The 23,006-nt window shown below is 68.9% G+C and carries 9 protein-coding genes; 6 read left to right on the forward strand and 3 right to left on the reverse strand.

Going from position 1 to position 23,006, the window contains the following annotated elements; all coding sequences use genetic code 11:
• Nucleotides 1-3: 3 nt before the first annotated feature.
• Nucleotides 4-309, reverse strand: a complete 306-nt coding sequence (gene rpsJ, locus ACQ5DX_RS17375) for a 30S ribosomal protein S10 (RefSeq protein ID WP_003938093.1) — start codon at nucleotides 307-309, stop codon at nucleotides 4-6.
• 495 nt (nucleotides 310-804) lie between these two features.
• On the opposite strand from rpsJ, the gene ACQ5DX_RS17380 reads away from it, so the two are divergent.
• Complete coding sequence (locus ACQ5DX_RS17380; protein ID WP_430333753.1) at nucleotides 805-1,293, forward strand: hotdog fold domain-containing protein; 489 nt, start codon at nucleotides 805-807, stop codon at nucleotides 1,291-1,293.
• Between the two features lie 12 nt (nucleotides 1,294-1,305).
• Here ACQ5DX_RS17380 and ACQ5DX_RS17385 read toward each other — a convergent pair whose 3' ends face one another.
• Entirely contained in the window at nucleotides 1,306-2,538 is a 1,233-nt protein-coding gene (locus tag ACQ5DX_RS17385) for an oxygenase MpaB family protein (RefSeq protein WP_430333754.1), read from the reverse strand.
• A gap of 207 nt (nucleotides 2,539-2,745) precedes the next feature.
• Between ACQ5DX_RS17385 and ACQ5DX_RS17390 the strand changes: the two genes are divergently transcribed.
• The 5 genes from ACQ5DX_RS17390 to ACQ5DX_RS17410 all read left to right on the forward strand — a co-directional run bounded on the left by ACQ5DX_RS17390 (nucleotide 2,746) and on the right by ACQ5DX_RS17410 (nucleotide 7,487).
• A complete protein-coding gene (locus tag ACQ5DX_RS17390) occupies nucleotides 2,746-3,441 on the forward strand; it encodes a GntR family transcriptional regulator (protein WP_430333755.1) in 696 nt (231 codons plus the stop codon).
• 194 nt (nucleotides 3,442-3,635) lie between these two features.
• Nucleotides 3,636-4,616, forward strand: a complete 981-nt coding sequence (locus ACQ5DX_RS17395; protein WP_430333756.1) for an ATP-binding cassette domain-containing protein — start codon at nucleotides 3,636-3,638, stop codon at nucleotides 4,614-4,616.
• The gene (locus tag ACQ5DX_RS17400) at nucleotides 4,613-5,476 is read left to right on the forward strand and encodes an ABC transporter permease (protein WP_430333757.1); all 864 of its coding nucleotides are present in this window, start codon (nucleotides 4,613-4,615) and stop codon (nucleotides 5,474-5,476) included. The genes ACQ5DX_RS17395 and ACQ5DX_RS17400 overlap by 4 nt, the downstream gene beginning before the upstream one ends.
• 20 nt (nucleotides 5,477-5,496) lie before the next feature.
• Nucleotides 5,497-6,357, forward strand: coding sequence for an ABC transporter permease (locus ACQ5DX_RS17405; RefSeq protein WP_430333758.1), 861 nt, complete (start codon nucleotides 5,497-5,499; stop codon nucleotides 6,355-6,357).
• A gap of 167 nt (nucleotides 6,358-6,524) precedes the next feature.
• On the forward strand, nucleotides 6,525-7,487 hold the full coding sequence (locus ACQ5DX_RS17410) for an esterase/lipase family protein (RefSeq protein WP_430333759.1): 963 nt from the start codon (nucleotides 6,525-6,527) through the stop codon (nucleotides 7,485-7,487).
• Between the two features lie 91 nt (nucleotides 7,488-7,578).
• Here the strand turns inward: ACQ5DX_RS17410 and ACQ5DX_RS17415 are convergent, their stop codons facing one another.
• Nucleotides 7,579-22,938: a non-ribosomal peptide synthase/polyketide synthase gene (locus ACQ5DX_RS17415; protein WP_430333760.1), complete on the reverse strand. Its 15,360-nt coding sequence runs from the start codon at nucleotides 22,936-22,938 to the stop codon at nucleotides 7,579-7,581.
• Between the last annotated feature and the right edge of the window lie 68 nt (nucleotides 22,939-23,006).

The following is a 23,006-nucleotide window of genomic DNA, read 5'->3' on the forward strand; positions in this document are numbered from 1 at the left end:
AGCTCACTGGATGTTCACGTCGACGCTGGCCGGAAGGTCGATGCGCATGAGCGCGTCGACCGTCTTCGGCGTCGGGTCGAGGATGTCGATCAGCCGCTTGTGAGTACGCATCTCGAAGTGCTCGCGCGAGTCCTTGTACTTGTGCGGCGAGCGGATGACGCAGTACACGTTCTTCTCGGTGGGCAACGGCACCGGGCCGACCACGCGGGCCCCGGTACGGGTCACCGTCTCGACGATCTTGCGCGCTGACGCGTCGATCGCCTCATGGTCATAGGCCTTGAGCCTGATGCGGATCTTCTGTCCCGCCACGCTTAGTGTCCTTTTCTTGCCGCGTTTCGTAGAACCCGAACGAGTCGGGGGCTACCTCGTCTGCACAGTCCCCGACTGGAAACACGACACGAACAACAATTGCGCTCGAGACATCACTCGATCCGCTGCCGCTGTTCATCTGTCATGGTTCTCCGGTCCACGCGGTCGGGCGTGTCGCCCGGCCGTTCATTTCCGGGCCCTGGAAATCGCTCTCCAGAAGCCGCGGAAACGCGCACCGGTTGCACCCACAGGGGGTGCAACATTGGGTACTGCTTCCGTCTTGCATCGTCGTGACCAGGCTTTTCAGCCCGATACTCGACTTTCATCCAGCCCGACTCGAGTCGCAACGGATCGCGTCCCAGTCAAGGCAACCCGATCAGTATGCCGTAGCGACCCCGAGAGTTCAAATCACCCCCGCGACGACGTCCGAGGTCAGGGGCCATGACGGGCCCAAATCGGCCACGCCTATCTTACTTTCCAGTAAGGTCGGCTCGCATGACGGTTCCCACGACGCCTTCGACCGCCACGTACCGCACTTGGCAGCGATTGCCGCACAACCGATTCGGCCGTGCGTTGTTCTCGATCGGCATGTGCGTGCGGGTCCCCTACTTCGCGACGGTGCTGCCCACAGTCGAGCGCATGGAGCCCGGCCGCTGCGAGGTCTCGGCGCCCAAGTGGTGGGGCGTGCACAACCACATCAAGACCTTCCACGCGATCGCCGCGTGCAATCTGGCCGAGGCCGCGATGGGGATGCTCGCCGAGGCGACGGTGCCCTCGACGCACCGCTGGATACCCAAGGCCATGAACGTGCGCTACACCGCGAAGGCCGAGTCCCGGTTGCGCGCGAGCGCGGTGCTCGACGAGATTCCCGACTTCGGGTCGATCGCGGAGGGCACCGAGTTGACGGTCCCCGTCTCGATCACCGACCGCGAGGGGCGCGAGGTCGTCCACGCCGACATCACCGTCTGGATCACGCCGCGCTGACGGCCGGTCGACTCAGGGCTGTCGGGCGCCCTCGGCGCGCTCGCCCGGGAAGTGCCGCATCATCCCGCGATACTGCTCGCGCTCACCGCGCCGCAGGAGCCAGTCGGGTCCGCCGGGCACGATCCGCGCCGCGGTGTGCTTGACGAAGTTCGCGGGGATGCGGACCGCCGCGTACCAGGGCAGCGCGAAACCGAGCCCGAGTTCGGCCAGTCCGTCGCGACCGACGTGGGCGGCGGACACCGAGCGGATCTTCTGGTACTGGAACCGCCGGCGTAGTGCGCGCAGCCGTCCGTAGTCCAGCGACAGCCGCGAGTCGACGAGCGCGCGGGCGAGCGTCACCGCGTGCTCGTCGGGAGCCGGTGACGTGAGCAGCACGTGGTAGAGCTTGCGACGCCCGTCCTGCTCGTCGAGGGCGAGGAAGCGTTCGTCGACACCCATCAGCCAGCCGATGTACCGCCACAGATGCATCACGGCGTGTCCCTCGGCGCGGGTGATCGGCATGCCGAGGCTGCGCATGCCCATCAGATAGAACGAGCAGAAGAGTTCGTACGTCGCGGACTGGTCGGCCTGGTTGATCGGCAGTCCCCAGTCCTCGACGCTCCAGTCGTCACGGTGCGCGTAGTGCCGATTGATCAGTGCGTGCATCAGCCGCACGTGGACCGTGAGCTGCCAGCCCTGGCTGCCGCGCTCCATCCCGCCGGGCTGCACGCACTCGTACCACCACTTGACGGTCTCCCCCACCCGCCGACGCGCACCGTCGCCGTTCGGCCGTCCGGTCCGCATGAGCAGATCGGTCGTCGCCGAACTCCGGTAGCCCGCGAGGAGCGCGGAGCCGAGCACGTCGAGGCTGTTGACTCCCCCGCGCCGGCACACCTCGGCGCCGCGACGTAGGAGGGCGTCGTCGACCCAGTCGGGCCGCCGCTCGATCGGTACGAAGAACGCCCGCAGCGCCTCGGGGGCGTCGGGCACGGCGTCGATACCGCCCGCGAGTGCCGCCCGGAACTGCGCCATCGTCACAGAGCGGTCCTGCGTGATCGCCGCGGCGAGAGCGTCACCCGCGTCGTCGCACCGCGTCAGCGCGTCGGCGACCAACGCGAGGTCGTCGGCCGTGGGCTCGGGGTCGATCCGGATGAATCGGCGGATGGGTGCGCCCGCTCGTCGCGCCCACTCGGGTGAGAGCATGAACCGCCGTGGCACTCCCGCCCGATTCGGCTCGGGCAGCCGCAACCGGTCGATCCGCGCCACGTCCCGTCGCCCTACTCTGGCCCCAACCCCCGCCACCGGTGTCCCCCGTCCGTCGAGCGCGCGGATTCTCCGCCCGTTTGACCCGATATATTCGACCGGATCTGATTGTTGCACGCATCACATCGGTGGCCCCGGTATCGGACACGCCACTGCCGGTCGTCGATGCTGACGACGGCGGGCACGCGCGCGTCCCGCGAAGGAGTACTCATGGTCCCGCCTGCCGCATCTCGATCCGCCTCGGCCCGCACGCTGCGCCGCCGCCCCCAATTGTCCGACGACGTCGCGGTGCACGTGCGGAACCTGATCATGTCGGGCGGAGCCCGTCCCGGTGACTTCATCCGATTGGACGAGACCGCGGCAGACCTCGGCGTCAGCGTCACGCCGGTTCGGGAGGCGTTGTTGACGCTGCGGGGCGAGGGCCTGGTCGAGCTGGTCCCCCACCGCGGCTACGTCGTCGCACCCTTGAGCCGCGACGACGTCAACGACATCTTCTGGCTCCAGGGGCAGATCGCCGAGGAGCTGGCGATTCGGACCGTCGAGCACGTCGACGACGAGGTTGCCGCCGAACTGACGGAGATCAACGAACGCCTGCGGCGCGCCGTCGACGTCGGGGACTCGGCCCTGGTCGAGGAGCTCGAGTTCGGCTTCCACCGGCGCCTCAACCGCCTAGCCGGGGCGCGGAAGCTGTCGTGGTTCCTGTTGGGCGCCACCCGATACACGCCGGTGCACTTCTATTCGTCGGATCCGCACTGGGGCGACGACGCGGTGGCGAGTCACACACGGCTGGTCACGGCGCTCCTCGCCCGCGACCACGAGGCCGTCGCGGCGGAGACCCGAGCTCACTTCGAGGACGGTGCAAAGCGCCTGGTTCGACACCTCGAGTCGGCGGGCATCTGGGAGTGACGGGGCGGTGAACCGAACCTGAGTGCGTGATTCCCACCCGACCGCACGGTCCCAGGGACGGCGCCTTATCGGTCCGGTGCGGCGCCCCCTCCGGGTAACATTTCCCCGGAGCGGCGGGAATACACGTCGACGGATGGACGCGCGGACCTGAGCGGCGGTCACCCATCCAACCCAGGTGAACTAGCGGAGTGTCGATGCCCATATTCCAGGACGCAGCTGTGCTGGTCGATGATGTCCACAAGTCCTTCGGCGACGTGAAGGCCTTGCAGGGCGTCAGTTTCGAAGCCAAGCGCGGCACGGTCCTCGGGATCCTCGGGCCCAACGGTGCCGGCAAGACGACCACGGTGAAGGTTCTGTCCACGCTGCTGCGCCCCGACAGCGGGCGCGCGGTGGTCGCCGGACACGACGTCGTCACCCATGCCGCCGATGTGCGGCGTTCGATCATGATGACCGGCCAGTACGCCGCCCTCGACGAGACGCTCTCCGGCCGCGAGAACATCGAACTGTTCGGGCGGCTGATGGGTCTCGATCGCGCGTCCGCCAAGCAGCGGGCTCAGGCACTGCTCGCCGAGTTCGATCTCCTCGACGCGGGCAAGCGAGCCGTCCGCAACTACTCCGGCGGTATGCGGCGCCGCATCGACATCGCGTGTGGACTGGTCGTCCGCCCCGAGGTGGTGTTCCTCGACGAGCCGACGACAGGTCTCGATCCGCGCAGCCGGCAGGGTGTGTGGTCGCTCGTCACGTCGCTGAAGGAGCAGGGCATCACGGTGTTGCTGACCACGCAGTATCTCGAGGAGGCCGATCTGCTCAGCGACAACATCATCGTCATCGACCGCGGCACCGTGATCGCGGAGGGCACGGCGGACCAACTCAAGGCTCGTACCGGTGGCAGCTACTGCGAGGTGGTGCCGCTCGATCCGCAGAAGTTGCCGTGGGCCGTGCACGCGCTCGGCAATCTCGTTCCGCCCGAGGTGCGGGCCGAGGTCGCCGAGGGTGGTGAAGGCCTCGATCGCATCTCCTTGCCTGCTCCAGACGGTGCCGCGACGCTGTCCGAGGCGCTGCGCCGACTGGACGCCGCAGGCATCGAGCTTGCCGACATCGCGCTGCGCCGCCCGTCGCTGGACGACGTCTTCCTGTCCCTGACGGGTCATTCCGCGCCGGAGACTCAGCGATGAGCACGCCCGCGAACAGCGCGGCCAAGGGGCTGTCGGTGCCCGCCGCAACGGAGCGGGCCGCTTTGGCGGTTCCGGCGAAGCGGATCGGCTCGCACCGGCGTCCGGATCCCAACGGCTTCCAGCAGTGGCTCGCGCTGACGGGCCGCACGCTCAAGTCGATGATCAAGACCGGCGAACTCGGGGTCGCGGTCATCGCGCCGCTGATCTTCACCATCGGCTTCTATCTGCCGCTGCGGTTCGTGATGAAGATGCAGGGCATCGACTACGCGCAGTTCCTGATGCCGATCATCGTGCTGCAGGCGATGGCCTTCACCGCGATCTCGGCATCGCAGTTGGCGTCGGTCGAGGCCCTGCACGGCTTGACGACCCGGTTGAAGACGATGCCCGTGGCCGGTCCCGTTCCACTGCTGTCCCGCATGACGAGCGGACTGGTACGTTCCACGATCACGCTGACGGCGGCTCTGGTGTACGGCTACGCCATCGGGTTCCGATTCAGCGGCGGAGTGCCGCTCGCCGTCCTGTTCTGCGTGTTGGCGCTCGCGATCAGCCTCGCACTGTCGCTCGGCGCCGACGCAATCGGCACGCTGTCGAAATCCCCCGAGGCGACGTCGCAGGCACTCGCGTTGCCACAGTTGATCCTCGGCATGCTGTCGACAGGTTTCGTTCCGATATCCGGATTTCCCGAGTGGATCCAGCCGTTCGTGCGCAACCAGCCGATCTCCCAGTTCTCCTACGCGATGCGCGACATGGCCGCGGGCAGCCTGACCGCGTCGACGCTGTTCCCCGCGGCCGCATGGTGCGTGGGGCTGATGGTGGTCTTCGCGCCCCTGGCCGTGTGGGCGAGTGTGAGGCGCAAGTGAGCAAGCCCTCGAGATCGACCATGACGCCCGAATCCACGTCGACGGCGTCCACAGTGGTCGCCGACGCCGCGTTCGCGTTCCCGCTGCCCACCGAGACGTGGCGCGAATCCTCCGCCCGCGCGCTGTGGACCCACAGCTCGATCCAGTGCAAGCGACTGCTCATGCGCTGGTCGCGCGATTCGTCCACGATGATCCAGGCGCTGCTGTACCCGGCCCTGACGCTCGTGATGTTCCGGATCGTCATCGGGAACACGGTGACAGCGGCGACCGGGCAGCCGGCCGTCTACGGCCAGGTCCCGATGATCATCCTCGTCGGTGCGATGTTCGGCTCGATCGTCAGTGCCGTCGGCTTACGCGCCGAACGCAAGACGGGTCTGCTGTCACGCTTCTGGACGCTGCCCATCCATCGCGCCGCGGGGCTCGTCGGGCGAATGATGGCGGAGGCCGTGCGGGTTTTCGTCACGACGATCGTGATCCTGGCGGTGGGCGTCGTACTCGGGTTCCGGCTGACGCAGGGGTTCCTGCCGAGCCTCCTGTTACTGGTGGTGCCGATCGTCTTCGGCATGGGCTTCGCGATGATGGTGACCGCGTTGGCCACCGTCGCCGGCGATGCGCCGCTGGTCGAAATCGTGTCGATCAGCTGCACACTGCTGATGTTCTTCAACTCGGGATTCGTGCCGGTGATGGCGTACCCGACGTGGCTCCAACCGATCGTCGCCGCGCAGCCGATGTCGTGTGCGATCGACGCGATGCGGGGGCTCGCGATGGGCGGACCGATCCTGGTGCCCGTGCTGCAGACGTTCGCGTGGTCGTTCGGGATGATCGCGGTGTTCGTCTACCCGGCCATCCGCGGTTACCGGCGAGCGGCCGAAACCGGCTGATCCCGTTCGTTCGGTGTCTCCGACCCGACTCGACAGGTACTCACCGGGTCCGTCGAGTCCTCTGAATCATCCCGCAATTCGCCTGTTTCTCGGGGCGGCCTACTCTTCTCGTCTGATATCAATTTCAGCGAATCAACCTTTCCTTCTTTCTTCCGGGAGCCCCCAGAATGATCGTTCGACGCCGCCGGCTGGCGAGCCTTCTCGCGGCAGCCTCCGCGGTCCTCTTCGGTGCGATCGGCTTCCAGCCGGCCACCGCGACGGCTGATCCTGCGGTGGGAAGCGCCGAACTGGGCGCACCTCCGGAGGCCGCCGCTGCCATGTCGACTGACGGGGCCCCGAGGGGTGCGAACGACTGGTCCTGCCGACCGTCGGCGGCGCACCCGCGGCCGGTGATTCTCGTCCACGGCACCGGCATGAACATGGTGCAGACCTGGGACGTGCTCGCCCCCGCGCTCAAGAGCGAGGGGTACTGCGTTTTCGCCTTGAACTACGGCGCCGGAGCGCAGTTCTGGGGGTCCGGCGACATCCGCAATTCGGCCCGCGAGCTGTCCGCGTTCGTCGACGCCGTCCGAGCCGGCACCGGTGCCGCCCAGGTCGACATCGTCGGGCACTCGCAGGGCGGCACCATGGCCCGCCAGTACCTGCGGTTCGAGGGCGGCGCCGACCCCGCAGTGCCCTCACGCAACAAGGTGAACAGACTCGTCATGCTCGGTCCCACCACGCACGGGACCACATTCGGAGGGCAGCAGGGGCTCGTCGACGCGTTCACGTCATTGCGCGTCACCGACGAGGGCACGAACGAAATGCTCGCGGGGATGAGCTTCGGCGTCGCCTCGTATCAGCAGTTCGTCGGCTCACGGTTCCTCGCCGATCTCAATGCAGGACGCGAGACGCTGCCGGGGATCGCCTACACGGTCATCGCGTCACGGACCGACAACGTCGTGACACCGCCCGAGGGCTCGTTCCTCGTTCCGGACGCCGGGTCGTCGGTACGCAACGAATGGGTTCAGGACAGCTGCCCGGGGGCGACGATCTCGCACCTGGGGCTTTACGCAGATCCCCGCTCGCTTTTCCTTGTGCAGCGCGCGCTCGACCCGGGTTACCGGTTCGGCGCTGCGGCGCCCTGCTGATCCGACCGATACGGATCCGACCGATACGACAGGAGGGCCGTTCCTCGTTTCGAGGAACGGCCCTCCATCGTTCTGCTGATCGGGTCGGCGCTCAGGACCTCAGACGCCGGTCGAGGACCGGCCCGATCACCTGCATCGCAGCGGGCGACGTCATGTTCCAGTGCGTCACCGCGACCGGCACCGTCTCTACGTCGCCGCCGATCGCCTCGCGCCACCGGTCGACGCCGTGCGCGCCGTCGAGGTCGGCGCTGAAGTACAGCAGGTCACCTTCGAACCGGGTGGCCGGACGGTAGGCGGCGGCCACCGCGGACGAACGGACGGCGCCGTCCACGATCCGCTCGATCTGTTCGGCGGTGAAGTCACCCATCGGGCGCAGCATCTCGCGAAGCATCTCGACTGCGGTGGATCGATCCAACTCGTCGAGGGATGCGGTGGCACTCGAATCGATGCCGAGGCCACCGAGCATGTCGCCGAGTCGCACGGTCACTCGCGGCTGCTCGCGCGGCTCGTCGTCGACGAGGTGGCTGTCGAGCATGGCGAGGGTTGCCACCTCCTCACCGGCAACGGACAACTGGACGGCCATCGCATGCGCGATCGCGCCGCCCATCGACCAGCCGAGCAGGTGGTACGGGCCGTGCGGTTGGATCCGACGAATCTCGTCGACGTAGAGCGACGCCCACTCCTCGATCGAGCCAGGCAGCTCGTGTCCGCCGCTCAGTGCAGGCGACTGCAGGCCGTAGATCGGTCGGTTCGTATCGATGCTCCGGGCGAGCCCCGCGAAACTCCACGACAGACCGGTGACGGGGTGGATGCAGAACAGCGGTGCGGCATCACCCGATGCTCGCAGCGGCAGCAGGACACCGAGCCCACGCGTGTCGTCGTTCGCGGCCACGTGACCGGAGCCGAGCCGGTCCGCGAGCCTCCCGACCGTCGGGCTGCCGAACAGCCACTGGACGCGGATGTCGCCACCCAGTCGTTTCTTCAGCCGCGCCACCACCCTCACCGCGATCAGCGAGTTGCCGCCGAGCGCGAAGAAGTCGTCGTCCAGGCCCACCCGATCGACGCCGAGAACCTCGGCGAACACGCCCGCCACGGCCTCCTCCACCGGGTTCGCCGGCGCGCGGAACACCGTCGCCTCGGACACCGGCTCCGGCAACGCCTTCCGATCCAGCTTGCCCGACGAATTGAGCGGGAACGCGTCCAACACCACGTACGTCGACGGCACCATGTACGACGCCAGCGACCGCGACAGTTCGGCCTTCACCGCGCTCTCGTCGACCGCCGAACCGGGCGAGGGCACCACGTAGGCGACCAACTGATCGTTGCGCACCAGCACCGCCGACTGTGCGATCTCCGGGACGGCCGACAGCGCCGCCTCGATCTCGCCCAGTTCGATCCGCAGGCCCCGCAGCTTCACCTGGAAGTCGGTGCGCCCGATGTACTCCAGCTCCCCCGACGCGTTCCAGCGCACCAGGTCGCCCGTGCGGTACATGCGGGCACCGCTGTCGGAGAACGGATTCGCCACGAAGCGGTCCGCCGTCAGGTTGCTGCGCCCGAAGTAGCCACGCGCCACCTGCACGCCGGCCAGGTACAGCTCACCCGCGACACCGGCGGGCACCGGCCGCAGCCGCGAATCCAGGACGTAGGCAAACGTGTTCCACACGGGTGCACCGATCGGCACACTCACACCGTCGAGGGCGCTCACCTCGTGCCGCGTCGCCTGCACCGTCACCTCGGTCGGCCCGTACAGGTTGATCACCGACGCATCACTGACGCGCCGCACCCGCTCGACGACCGACCCCGTCAACGCCTCGCCACCGCAGAACACACGGGTGAGCGCGACGGCGCGGCCCCGCAATTCGTCGGCGACCGCTGCCAGCACCGAAGGCACGAACTGCACCACGTTGATCGACTCCTCGACGATCGCGTTCGCGAGGTAGGCCGGATCCCGGTGACCATCGGGTGCCGCGACGATCGCGGTCGCCCCGACCTGCAACGGCCAGAGGAATTCCCACACCGACGCGTCGAAGGTGGACGGCGTCTTCAGCAGCACACGATCCGACTCGTTCATCGGGTACTCGTCCTGCATCCACCGCAGCTGGTTGACCACGGAACCGTGAGCGACCGCGACACCCTTGGGGCGGCCCGTCGAGCCCGACGTGAAGATCACGTACGCCGCATTGTCGGGTCGCAGCGGCGCGGACCGCTCGGCATCGGTGACAGGCGCATCCGAGTACATCGAGACATCGAGGGCGTCGAGGCGCACGACCTTCTCCGCCCCCGGGAGATCGGTCCCGTCACGCGACGTGCTCAGCACCAGAACCGGATTCGCGGTGTCGAGAATGTAGGCATTGCGCTCGGCCGGCTGATCCGGATCGATCGGCACGTAGCCGCCGCCGGCGGCCAGCACCGCGTACATGCCCACCAGCAGGTCCACCGAACGACGCATGCCGAGGCCGACGAACGACTCCGGACCCACACCCTCCGAGATCAGGAACCGGGCCGTGCGATGCACCCGCGCCACGAACTCGGCATAGGTCAGCGACTCCCCCTCGGAGACCAACGCCGTCGCGTCCGGCGTCCGAACCGCCTGGGCCTCGAACAGATCCACCAGCGTCGACCCCTCGACCGCATGCTCGGTGGCGTTCCGCCCCTCGAGGAGCAGCGAGCGCTCTGCACCGTCGAGCAGTTCGACGTCGCCGACCACGGCGGACGGATCCGACGTGACGGTCGCCAGGACCCGAACGAACCGATCGGCGAACGTCGTCATCGATGATTCGTCGAACAGATCCGTCGCATACGACAGGTCGACGGCGAGGGTGGAGTCGATCCGACCCGGCGCGGTTTCGCTGATCGTCAGCGAGAGGTCGAACTTGGCAGTGGTGACGTCGGACGGGAACTCCGAGATGGCCAGGTCCCCGGTGCTGACCTCGGCGCGCGAGAGATTCTGGAATGCGAGCATCACCTGGAACAGCGGATGCCGTGCCTGCGAGCGTTCCGGATTGAGCGCCTCCACCAACCGTTCGAACGGCACCTCGGCGTGGCCGAACGCTCCGAGGTCCGATTCACGGACGGACGCCAGCAGGTCTTCGAACGACCGCGCGCCGTCCACCTGTGTCCGCAGCACCAGCGTGTTGACGAACATGCCGACCAGGTCGTCCAGCACTCGCTCGCCGCGCCCGGCGACCGGGGTACCGATCGCGATGTCCGATGTCCCGCTCAACCGTGCGAGCAGCACCGCCAGAGCGGCATGGACCACCATGAACGGGGTGACGCCGCGCGCTCGTGCCAGTTGGGTGACGGCCCGGTTCAGGTCGGACCCGATCTCGAACCGGTGGGTGCGGCCGGCACCCGACGCCACCGGCGGGCGGGGGCGGTCGGTCGGCAGGTCCAGCTGCTCCGGCAGCCCGGCGAGTTCGGCCCGCCAGAACGCGACCTGCCGCGAGATCGGCGACTCGGGATCGTCCTCGCTACCGAGGACGTCCCGCTGCCACAGCGCGTAGTCGGCGTACTGCACCGCGAGCGGCGCCCAGTCGGGTTCCCTGCCGTCGGTGCGCGACACGTACGCGGTCACCACGTCCCGCGTCAGTGGTCCGAGCGACCAGCCGTCGGCGCTGATGTGGTGGACGACGAACACGAGCACGTGTTCGCTCGCGGACAGCTCGAACAGGCGAACCCGCAGCGGTACCTCGGTGGCCACGTCGAATCCGACGGAGATCAGCTCGGCCACGGCCTGCATCGTGTCGGTGTCACCGAGCGCGACCGGGTCCAGGTCGAGGACCACCTGGTCCGGGGTGAGGATCTGCTGGTGGGCGATTCCGTCCTGAGAGGGGAAGATCGTCCGCAGCGCCTCGTGTCGACCGACGACGTCCCGGACCGCGGCCTGCAGCGCGCCCAGGTCCAGTTCCCCGGACAGTCGCACGGCGACGGGAATGTTGTTCACCGCGGACGCGGTGTCGAACTGGTTGAGGAACCACATCCGTTGCTGCGCCAGCGACAGAGGGATCCGTCGCGGGCGGGGTCGCGCCACCAGTGCGCGACGCGGGCGGCCGCGAACCGCCGAGTCGACCGCGGCCGCGAGCCCCTCCACCGTCGACGCCTCGAACACGACCCGGACCGGGACCCGGGCGCCGAGCGCCTCCCCCAGCCGCGACACCAACTGGGTTGCGACCAGCGAGTTGCCACCCAGATCGAAGAAGTCGTCGTCCAGTCCCACCGGGTCGGCGCCGAGAAGATCGGCGAAAACATCCGCGACCAGCCGCTCGGTCTCCGAGATCGGGGCGCGGAACTCCTTGGCGTCGAACGTCGGGGCGGGCAGCGCCTGGCGATCGATCTTGCCGTTGACGTTCAGCGGCAGTGCTTCGAGTTCGACGAACGCCGAGGGAACCATGTACGACGGAAGCGACTGCGCGAGAGCCGATTCGACGTTGTTCAGGTCGAGCACCGACGAACCGGACGCGACGACGTAGGCCACGAGCCGGTCGCCGACCTTCGCGTCGTTCCAGACCGCGACGGCGGCCTCCGCGATCGCATCGGACGCGCGTAGCGCGGCCTCGATCTCCCCGAGCTCGATACGGAACCCACGCACCTTGACCTGGAAGTCGGCGCGGCCGACGTAGTCGAGGGTGCCGTCGGTCCGCCACGCGACGACGTCACCCGTGCGGTACATCCCTTCGCCGGCGCCGCCGAAGGGGTTGGCGACGAAGCGATCCGCGGTGAGCGCCGGGCGGCCGATGTATCCGCGGGCCAGCTGGGCACCGGCGAGGTACAGCTCGCCGGGCACACCGAGCGGAACCGGCCGCAGCCTGTCGTCGAGCACCAGCAGGCGGGTGTTCCACTCCGGGCCGCCGATCGGAACCGCCGCACCGTCGGCCTCGTGGACCCGCTGCGCGGTCACGGACACGGCCGCCTCGGTGGGTCCGTACAGGTTGAACAGTGCCGCGGTCGATGCGGACGCGAACCGCGCTGCGGTGTCGACCGGCAGCACCTCGCCGATCGCGAGGACGCGGCGCAGCGACTCCGGGAGCCGGTCGCCGGACTCGACGAGCAGCGCCTGCAGCATCGACGGCACCACGTGCAGCGTCGTCACCTGCTCGCGGCGCATGAGCGCGTTCAGGTAGCCGGGGTCGCGGTGACCGTCCGCGTCGGCGACGACGAGGCGTCCGCCGGAGGTCGGGGCCGACCAGAACTCCCACACCGACAGGTCGAACGTCGCGGCCGTCTTGAGGAGCACGGCATCCGTCGCGTCGAGCCCGTACTCCGCACGCTTCCATTCGAGCTGGTTGACGATCGCGCCGTGCGTGACGGCGACGCCCTTCGGCCGCCCGGTCGAGCCGGACGTGAAGATCACGTACGCGGTGTTCGTTGCCCGCAGTGGTGCGATGCGCTCCGCCGCGGTGATCGGACCCGTCGCGAGGTGTGCGCCCACGGCGGAGTCGACGTGCACCACGGGTACGGCTCCGGCGTCGAATCCGTCGCGAACGGTCGACAGGACACAGACGGGCTCGGCCGTGTCGAGGATGTAGGCGATGCGGTCCGCGGGGTGATCCGGGTCGATCGGCACGTACGCGCCGCCGGCCTTCGTGACCGCGAACATGCCCACGATCAGGTCGATCGAGCGTCGCATCGCCAGTGCCACACGGGATTCCGGTCCGACACCGATCTCGATCAGGCGACGGGCGAGCTGGTTGACCCGCGCGTCGAACGCCGCGTAGGTGAGCCACTCGTCCCGGGCGACGACGGCCGGGGCCTCCGGACGCCGAGCGACCTGGGCGTCGAAGAGGTCGACGAGGGTGGCGGTCGCATCGACGGTGTGGGCGGTGTCGTTCCACCGTTCGAGCACGGTGGTGCGCTCGTCGGCGGCGATCATCTCGAGGTCGCCGACCGGGGTCGACGCGTCCGCCGCGACGGCACGCAGGATCCGCGCGTACATCTGCGCGAAGCGCTGTGCGGTGTCCTCGGTGAAGAGGTCGGTGGCGTACGTGAACTGCACGGCGAAGTCCGCCGGGTTCCCGTCGGCGTCGGTGTTGTCGACGATCGTCACGTGCAGGTCGAACTTCGCCAGTTCGGTCTCGACGTCGACCGGTTCCACCGCGAGTCCGGGAAGCTCGAGGGTCCCGATCCGCATGTTCTGGAAGGAGAATCCGACCTGGAACAGTGGATGCCGGGACGCCGAGCGGACCGGATTGAGTACCTCGACGAGCCGCTCGAACGGCAGGTCGTCGTGCGCGTAGGCGTCGAGGTCGGTGCTGCGCACCCGCGCCAACAGGTCCGTGAAGGACTCCGCCGGATCCACCTGCACCCGCAGGGCGAGGGTGTTTACGAACATGCCGACCAGATCGTCGAGCGCGGCCTCGCCACGACCGGCGATCGGCGTGCCGACGACGATGTCCTGCGAACGGGACAGCCGCGCGAGCAGCACCGCCAGCGCGGCATGCATCACCATGAACGAGCTGGCGCCGTGGGTCCGACCGAGTTCGACCAGACTCCGGTGCGTGCCGGCGTCCACGTCGGCGCCGACGTTGGCGCCCGCGTACGACTGCTGCGCCGGTCGCGCATGGTCGGTCGGCAGGTCCAGTTGGTCGGGAATGCCGGCCAGCTGCGCGCGCCAGTAGTCGATCTGCTTGGCGATCATCGAAGCGGGATCACCCTCGTCACCGAGTGAGTCGTGTTGCCACAGGGCGTAATCCGCGTACTGAACGGCCAGCGGCCCCCACATCGGAGAGGTCTTGGCCGAGCGCGCGGTGTAGGCAGTCATGACGTCGCGAATGAGCGGGCCCATCGACACACCGTCGGACGAGATGTGATGCACCACGACCGCCAGTACGTACTCAGTCGGCGACAGCTCGTACAACCGGACCCGCAGCGGCGCCTCGGACGTGACGTCGAACTGTGTCGAGGCGATCGAGAGCACCCGATCGCGCACGTCGTCGACGCGCACCTGTTCCGGACCGAGATCCCAGTCCGCGAGCGCTTCCTCGACCGGCAGGACGAGCTGGTAGCCGACGCCGCCGTCCTCGGGGTACCGGGTGCGCAGCGACTCGTGCCGCGCGACCACGTCCATGACCGCGCCGCGCAACGCCTCCACGTCCAGCTCGCCCGACAGGCGCACTGCGATCGGGATGTTGTTCACCGCAGATTCGGGCTCGAGACGGTTGAGGAACCACATCCGTCGCTGCGCCAGCGACAGCGGGATCCGCTCGGGACGTGGCCGCGGGGCCAGCGCCTGGCGCGAGTCGCCGGTCACCGAACGCAGCCGTGCGGCAAGCGCTTCCACCGTCGACGCCTCGAACAGCTCACGCACCGGCACTCGGATACCGAGTGCGGCGCCCAGCCGCGACACCAGCTGGGTCGCGATCAGGGAGTTGCCACCGAGGTCGAAGAAGTCGTCGTCGAGGCCCGCCTGGTCGACGCCGAGCACGTCGCAGAACGCGCCCGCGACAAGCTTTTCCGCATCGCTCGCGGGCGCCCGGAATGCGCGGGCCTCGAAGACCGGCGCGGGAAGCGCCTGCCGGTCCAGCTTGCCCACCGCGGTCAGCGGGATCTCGTCGAGCACGATGACCGACGCCGGAACCATGTACGACGGCAACAGCGACGCGACGTGCCGTGTGATCGCGTCGGCGTCCACGGTGTCGTCGGCCAGGACGTACGAGACCAGCGCCGTCTGGCCCGACGGCATCCGGTGGCCCACCGAGGTCGCGAAGGAGACGGCCGGGTGGTCGGTCAGCGCCGAGTCGATCTCGCCGAGTTCGATCCGGAAGCCGCGGACCTTGACCTGGAAGTCGGACCGGCCGACGTACTCGATCGCCAGGTCGGTGACATCCCCCGCCGACGCGGTCCAGCGGACGACGTCGCCGGTGCGGTACATCCGCCGCCCCGCGTCGCCGAACGGGTCGGCGACGAAGCGGTCCGCCGTCAGGCCGGGACGACCGTGGTAGCCCCGCGCGAGCGCGTCGCCCGACAGATACAGCTCACCCGCGACGCCGACCGGAACGGGCTGGAGCCGGGCGTCGAGGATCATCGCGCTCACTCCGGCGACCGGTCCGCCGATCGTGATCGGCTTGCCGGCGAACAGCTCGCCGCGCGTCGAGACGATCGTGGTCTCGGTGGGGCCGTACGCGTTGAAGAAAGTGCGCTCGGGCGCCCAGTGCCCGACGAGTTCCGTGGAGGAGGCGTCACCACCGACCGACACCAGGCGCAGGTCGTCGAGCCCGGTCTGGTTCATCGATCCCAGCACGGCCGGGGTGATGATCGCGACCGTGACCCGGTGCTGCTCGAGGTAGGCGTTCAGTTCCTCACCGCCGAGGATCGACGGCGGCACCACAACGAGTTCCGCGCCCGCGGCGCCCGCGACCGCCCACTCGAAGACGGACGGATCGAAACTAGGCGAGCAGATGTGGAGCACGCGGTCCGTCGGCTGCACTGCATAGAGCTCGAGGGTCTCGTCGATCAGGCCCGACAGACCTCGGTGCGTCACGACGACGCCCTTCGGCTTGCCGGTCGATCCCGACGTGTAGATCACGTAGGCGGCATGATCGAGGCGCAACGACCGGATGCGGTCGTCGTCCGTGACCGGAGCCGTGGATCGTCCGGCGTCGGCCGCAGCGCGCTCGAGGTTCGCGAGCGTCGACCACGCGACGGCGGTCGGCAGTCCGCCGATCTGGTCCGCGTCCGCGATGCCCAGCGCCGCAGCGGAATCGGTCACCATGTGCTCGATGCGGTCTGACGGATAGGTGGGGTCGACAGGGACGAACGCCGCGCCGGCCTTGGCGACCGCCCACACGCACAGCACCATCTCCGTCGAGCGCGGGAACGACAGCGCCACGACGCTTTCCGGTCCCACGCCCCGGTCGATCAGTTCCCGCGCGAGTGCGCTCGAGCGCTCGTCGAGTTCCCGGTAGGTCAGCGTCGACTCGCCGCACGTGACGGCGGGCGCATCGGGACGGCTCTCGACCATGCGACCGAGGATGGCGGTGAGGGTCTCGACACGAGGCACCGCGCCGCCGACGACCCGTGTGAGAGTCGCAGATTCGGCGTCACTGAGCAGGGGCGCGTCCCCGACGGGCGCGGCCGGGTCGGCGACCAGGGAGCGGAGCACCCACACGAACCGGTCACCGAACGTCCGGACGCTCGCCTCGTCGAAGAGGTCGGTCGCGTAGGTGATCGCCACCGACAGCCCGGCACGACCGGAGTCTGCGTCCACCGCGTCGGCGACCGTGACCTGGAGGTCGAACTTGGCGACCGCGACGTCGATCTCCACGCCCGACACGGTCAGGTCCGGCAGTTCGAGCGACGGTGCGGCGATACCGCTCTGGAAGGCGAGCGCCACCTGGAAGAGCGGGTGCCGCGCCTGCGAGCGCTCGGGGTCGAGGATCTCGACGAGGCGCTCGAACGGCAGGTCCGTGTGCTCGAACGCGGCGAGGTCCGTCGAACGGACCTGCGTGAGCAGATCGGCGAACGACTTCCCGCCGTCGACCTCGGTGCGCAGGACGAGGGTGTTGACGAACATGCCGACCAGATCGTCGAGCGCGGCCTCGCCGCGGCCGGCGACGGGGGTGCCGATCGCGATGTCGGAGGTACCGCTCAGCCGCGCGAGCAGCACGGCCAGCGCGGCGTGCACCACCATGAACGGAGTCGCCCCATGGGCGCGCGCCACGTCGTCGACGGCGGCCCGCAGGTCGGCGCCGATGGAGAACTGGTGCGCCGCACCGCTGTTGGAGGCGATCACCGGTCGCGGCCGGTCGGACGGCAGGTCCAGCTGATCCGGCAGACCTGCCAGACGCCCGGTCCAGTACGAGACCTGCGCTGCGATCAGCGATTCCGGATCGTCCTCGCTACCGAGGACACCGCGCTGCCACAGCGCGTAGTCCGCGTACTGCACGTCGAGCGGCGACCAGGTCGGCGCCCGGCCCGCCGAGCGCGCGGCGTAGGCGACCATCACGTCACGGGTCAGGGGCCTCATCGAGACGCCGTCCGCAGCGATGTGATGGAGCACCAGGACCAGGACGTGCTCGGTCGGCGACAGCGCGAACAGCCGTGCGCGGACAGGCAACTCGGTGGTGAGGTCGAAGCCCCGCGAGGCCCATCCCTCGATCCGTCCGGCCAGTGCGTCGGCCCGGACGGGCTCGACGTCGAGTTCGACGTCCACCTCGGCCGTCGACAGGACCGACTGGTAGCCGACGCCGTCGGCGTCCGGGAAGACCGTGCGCAGCGACTCGTGCCGGGCGAGGACGTCGGCGACGGACGCCCGCAGCGCTGCGACGTCCAGTGCGCCGGAGAGTCGGATCGCGACCGGAATGTTGTTGACCGCCGATTCGGGATCGAGGCGGCCCAGGAACCACATGCGCTGCTGCGCCAGCGACAGCGGAATCCTCGCCGGGCGCTCCTGCGGAACGAGCGGCGCACGTCCGGACGGCCCGAGATTCGTGACGAAGGCAGCGAGGGCTTCGACGGTCGACGCCTCGAACAGCGCCCGCACCGGCACCTGCGCATCCAACGCCGCACCCAGACGCGACACCACCTGCGTCGCCACCAACGAGTTGCCGCCCAGCGCGAAGAAGTCGTCGTCGCGACCCACCCGCTCGACATCGAGAACGTCCGCGAACACCCCCGCGACGATCTCCTCCACCGGCGACGTCGGCGCCCGGAACTCCCGAACCTCGAACACCGGCTCCGGCAACGCCTTCCGATCCAACTTGCCCGACGCATTCAACGGGAACTCGCCGAGCACCACGAACACCGACGGCACCATGTACGACGCCAACGACGACGCCAACGACGCCTTCACCTCGCCGGTGTCCAGATCGTGATCGGCGACCACGTAGGCCACCAACTGATCGTTCCTGACCAGCACCACCGACTGCGAGATCTCCGGCACCGCGAGCAACGCAGTCTCGATCTCGCCCAGCTCGATCCGCAGACCCCGCAGCTTCACCTGGAAGTCGGTGCGCCCGATGTACTCCAGCTCGCCCGAGCCGTTCCACGTGACGAGGTCACCCGTGCGATACATCCGCTCGCCCGGACCACCGAACGGGTTGGCCACGAACCGGTCCGCCGTCAGGTCGCTGCGTCCGACGTACCCGCGCGCCAACTGCACACCCGCCAGATACAACTCACCGGGAACACCGGCGGGGACGGGATGCAGGCGTCCGTCCAGCACGAACACCTGTGTGTTCCATACCGGCGCACCGATCGGCACCGATGCCGTGTCCGCCGAGGTGACCTCGTGGAACGTCACGTCCACCGCGGCCTCGGTCGGACCGTACAGATTGTGCAGTCGCGCACCCGCAATCGCCCGCAGCCGCTCCGCCGTCTGCGCCGGCAACGCCTCACCCGACGCGAACACCAGACGAAGCGAATCCACCCGAGCCGCGGCGGGTTCGGCCACGAACACCGCCAGCATCGACGGCACGAAATGCGCCGTCGTCACCGACTGCTCCACCATCACCCGTGCCAGATACGACGGATCCCGATGCCCATCCGGCAACGCCACCACCAGACGCGCACCGACCTGCAACGGCCAGAAGAACTCCCACACCGACACATCGAACGTGAACGGCGTCTTCTGCAGCACCGTGTCATCAGCCGACAGCCCGTACTCGGCCTGCATCCACACCAGGCGATTCACGATCGCCGCATGCGACACCGCCACACCCTTCGGCCGACCCGTCGAGCCCGACGTGAAGATCACATACGCGACACTCGAACCACGCAGCGGCTGGGCCCGATCCGCATCCGAGACCGGAGCATCCGAGAACGCGGACACGTCCACCTCGTCGAGATTCACGACGGAGACAGACCTCTCCCCCGCGACCTCGAAGCCGTCCCGCGCCGTCGACAACACCAGCGCCGGCGCCGCCGTGTCCAGGATGTAGCCGTTGCGCTCGGTCGGCTGATCCGGATCGATCGGCACGTACCCACCGCCGGCCGCGACCACCGCATACATGCCCACCAGCAGATCCACCGACCGACGCATCGCCAGACCCACCAGAGAATCCGGACCCACACCCTCGGCGATCAGCATCCGCGCCGTCCGGTGCACCCGAGAAGCGAACTCCCCGTACGACAGCGACTCGCCCTCGAACACCACCGCCACCACATCCGGCGACCGCAGCACCTGCGCCTCGAACAGATCCACCAACGTCGCGTCCGGGACGGCGCGCTCGGTGTCGTTCCAGCGCCCCAGCACCGCCGCACGCTCGGGTCCGTCCAGGAGCGCGATGTCCCCGATCACGGTCGACGGGTCGGCGGTGGCGGCCTCGAGCAGGCGCACGAATCGTGCACCGAACGCGGCCATGGTCGGCTCGTCGAACAGGTCGGTCGCGTAGGTCAGCGCCACGGAGTACTCGGACGCATCGGCGTCGGGAGACTCGAGGAAGGTCACCTGCAGGTCGAACTTCGCAGTGGCGCTGTCGAACTCGACCTCGGCGAGCGTCAGATCACCGAGCGTGAATTCGGAGCTTCCGAAGTTCTGGAAGCTGAGCATCACCTGGAACAGCGGATGCCGCGCCTGCGACCGCGCCGGGTCGAGGATCTCCACCAATCGCTCGAACGGCAGATCGGCATGACCGAAGGCCGCCAGATCGGCGCCTCGGACCTGCGTGAGCAGATCGTCGAACGAGGCACCGGGTTGCACGTCGGTGCGTAGCACCAGCGTGTTCACGAACATGCCGATCACGTCGTCGAGCACCTGCTCGCCGCGGCCCGCCACCGGTGTGCCGATCGCGATGTCCGACGTTCCGCTCAGCCGCGCCAGCAGCGCCGACAGCGCCGCGTGCACCACCATGAACGGCGTGATGCCACGGTCTCGTGCGAGCCCGTCGATCGCCGCCGACAGTTCCGCCGTCAGGGGGAACCGATGCGTCGCACCATGGTTCGAGGCGACGGCCGGTCGGGGTCGATCGGCCGGAAGATCGAGTTGGTCGGGCAGCCCGGCGAGGGCCCGCTTCCAGTGGTCGACCTGCGTCGACAGCACCGACGCCGGATCGTCCTCCGCGCCGAGGACGTCCCGCTGCCACAGCGTGAAGTCCGGGTACTGCACGGCGAGTGGTTCCCACCCCGGCACCTGCCCCGCCGAGCGGGCGGCGTACGCCGTCATCACGTCACGGGTGAGGGGACCGATCGAGAAGCCGTCGGCCGCGATGTGGTGCACCACGAACACCAGGACGTGCTCCGTCGGCGAGATCGCGAACAGCCTTGCATGCATCGGAATCTCGCGGGCGAGATCGAATCCGGCGCACACCATCTCGCCGACCCGGCCGTGAACGGCGTCGGCGGAGATGTCCTCCACCGGAAGCAGTTCACCGAGCTCGCTCGCGCTCTGCACGACCTGGTAGCCGACGCCGTCGATGTCCGGGAAGACGGTCCGCAGCGACTCGTGTCGGTCGACGACGTCACCGACCGCGGACTGCAGTGCCGGGACGTCGAGCGCACCCGACAGCCGGATCGCTACCGGGATGTTGTTGACGGTCGAGTCCGGTTCGAAGCGGTTGAGGAACCACATCCGCTGCTGCGCGAGCGACAGCGGAATCCGGTCCGGCCGCGGGCCGGCCACCAGTGCCTTGCGCGCGTCTCCTCCCGCCATCGCTGCGACGTGCGCCGCGAGTGCTTCGACGGTGGAGGCTTCGAACACCGCCCGGACGGCGATCTGCGCGTCGACGGCGGCTGACAGGCGCGACACGACCTGGGTCGCGATGAGCGAGTTGCCGCCCAGTTCGAAGAAGTCGTCGTCGCGGCCGATCTGCGGGACGTCGAGGATCTCGGCGAACACCGATGCGACCAGTTCCTCGGTCGCGGTGGCGGGGGCCCGGAATTCCTTGGCCTCGAACACCGGCGCCGGCAGAGCCTGACGGTCCAGCTTGCCGACCGGCGTCAGCGGGATCTCGCCGAGCACCATGACGGTGGCGGGCACCATGTGCCGTGGCAGCGAACGGCCGACGAACTCGATCAGCGCCGCGGTGTCGATGTCGGCACCGGCGACAGGATGGACGTACGCGACGAGAACCTTGCTCCCAGTCCCGGATTCGTGCGCGACGGTGGCCGCGAAGTCGACGTCGTCGTGTGCCGCGAGCGCCGCGTCGATTTCGCCCAACTCGATGCGGAATCCTCGGATCTTCACCTGGAAGTCCGAGCGCCCCACGTACTCGATCTGCTGGTTGGCGTTCCACCGCACCACGTCGCCCGTGCGATACATGCGCTGTCCCGGTTCCCCGAAGGGGCACGCGACGAACCGCTCGGCGGTGAGGGCGAATCGCCCGTGGTAGCCGCGGGCGACACCCGGCCCCCATGCGTACAACTCGCCGGCCACGCCGACCGGGACGGGACGCAGGCGGTCGTCGAGCACGACCAGCGACATGCCCTGCGTGGCGGCGCCGATCGTGACCGGCTCGCCGGGAGTGAGCGGATCCGAGATCGCCGTCATGATCGTGGTCTCGGTGGGTCCGTAGCCGTTGAAGAAGCGGCGACCCGGCGCGGCCCAGCGGGCCACGAGATCGGAAGGGCACGCCTCGCCACCGACGACCACGTCGCAGAAGGTGTCGAGTCCCGTCGGATCGACGGACGCGAGCGCGGCCGGCGTCACGAAGCCGTGGGTGACGCGTTGTGTCGCAATGAGTTCGGCCAGGTCCTCGCCGCCGTAGACCGTGGGCGGCGCGATCACCATCGTCGAGCCGGCGCCGATCGCGAGCAGCAGTTCCAGCACCGATGCGTCGAAACTCGGGGACGCGAAGTGCAGCGTCCGCGACTGCGGCGTGATCCCGTAGCGTCGGACCTGCTCGGCACAGAAGTCGCCCAGCCCGGCCTGGGTGACGACGACGCCCTTGGGTTTGCCGGTGGAACCGGAGGTGTAGATGACGTACGCCGGATCGGCGTCCGCCAGTGCCCGGGTGCGGTCGGCGAACGTGATCGGATCGGCGGAACGGTCGGCGAGGACGCGGTCGAAGTCGTCGCCCAGGACGAGCCAATCGACGGTGTCCGGCAGCGATTCCCGCGCCTCGGCGGTCGTCAGACCCACCACGACACCGGAATCGGTCACCATGTGCGCAACCCGGTCGGCCGGGTAGTTCGGGTCGACGGGCACGAATGCGGCGCCGGACTTCGCGACGCCCCAGACCGACGACACCGATTCGATCGACCGGGGCACGGCGACGGCGACGAGGTCGCCCGGCCCGATGCCCCGCTCGATGAGGACGCGAGCGAGTCGTGAGGACCAGGCGTCGAGGTCCGCGTAGGAGCGTGAACGGTCGCCGAAGATCAGCGCGGTGGCCGACGGGTCTCGCTCCACGGCGGCCGCCAGCAGCTGCGGCAGCGTCGTCGCGCGGGAGCGACCGCGGCGGGCCGGCCGTTCCCTGCGCTCGGGCCGCGGACGCCGGGTCCGCTTGCCCTCGCTACCGCCCCGGCCGCCCACTGCCTCCGCGCTGTCCGTGCCCTGCAGCTCCCGACTCTGCTCGCTCATGCGTTCCGAACACCCCGGGTACCGCTCGTCGGCATTTCACAACGCACCACAGTGACTCTTTCCCTCAC

Source organism: Rhodococcus sp. ACT016, assembly GCF_050477185.1.
Classification (GTDB): domain Bacteria; phylum Actinomycetota; class Actinomycetes; order Mycobacteriales; family Mycobacteriaceae; genus Prescottella.

Coding starts and splice junctions, on each gene's coding strand:
- ACQ5DX_RS17400 (WP_430333757.1), top strand. CDS start 4,613: ATGAGCACGCCCGCGAACAGCGCGGCCAAGGGGCTGTCGGTGCCCGCC.
- ACQ5DX_RS17405 (WP_430333758.1), top strand. CDS start 5,497: ATGACGCCCGAATCCACGTCGACGGCGTCCACAGTGGTCGCCGACGCC.
- ACQ5DX_RS17390 (WP_430333755.1), top strand. CDS start 2,746: ATGGTCCCGCCTGCCGCATCTCGATCCGCCTCGGCCCGCACGCTGCGC.
- ACQ5DX_RS17415 (WP_430333760.1), bottom strand. CDS start 22,938: ATGAGCGAGCAGAGTCGGGAGCTGCAGGGCACGGACAGCGCGGAGGCA.
- ACQ5DX_RS17395 (WP_430333756.1), top strand. CDS start 3,636: ATGCCCATATTCCAGGACGCAGCTGTGCTGGTCGATGATGTCCACAAG.
- ACQ5DX_RS17410 (WP_430333759.1), top strand. CDS start 6,525: ATGATCGTTCGACGCCGCCGGCTGGCGAGCCTTCTCGCGGCAGCCTCC.
- ACQ5DX_RS17380 (WP_430333753.1), top strand. CDS start 805: ATGACGGTTCCCACGACGCCTTCGACCGCCACGTACCGCACTTGGCAG.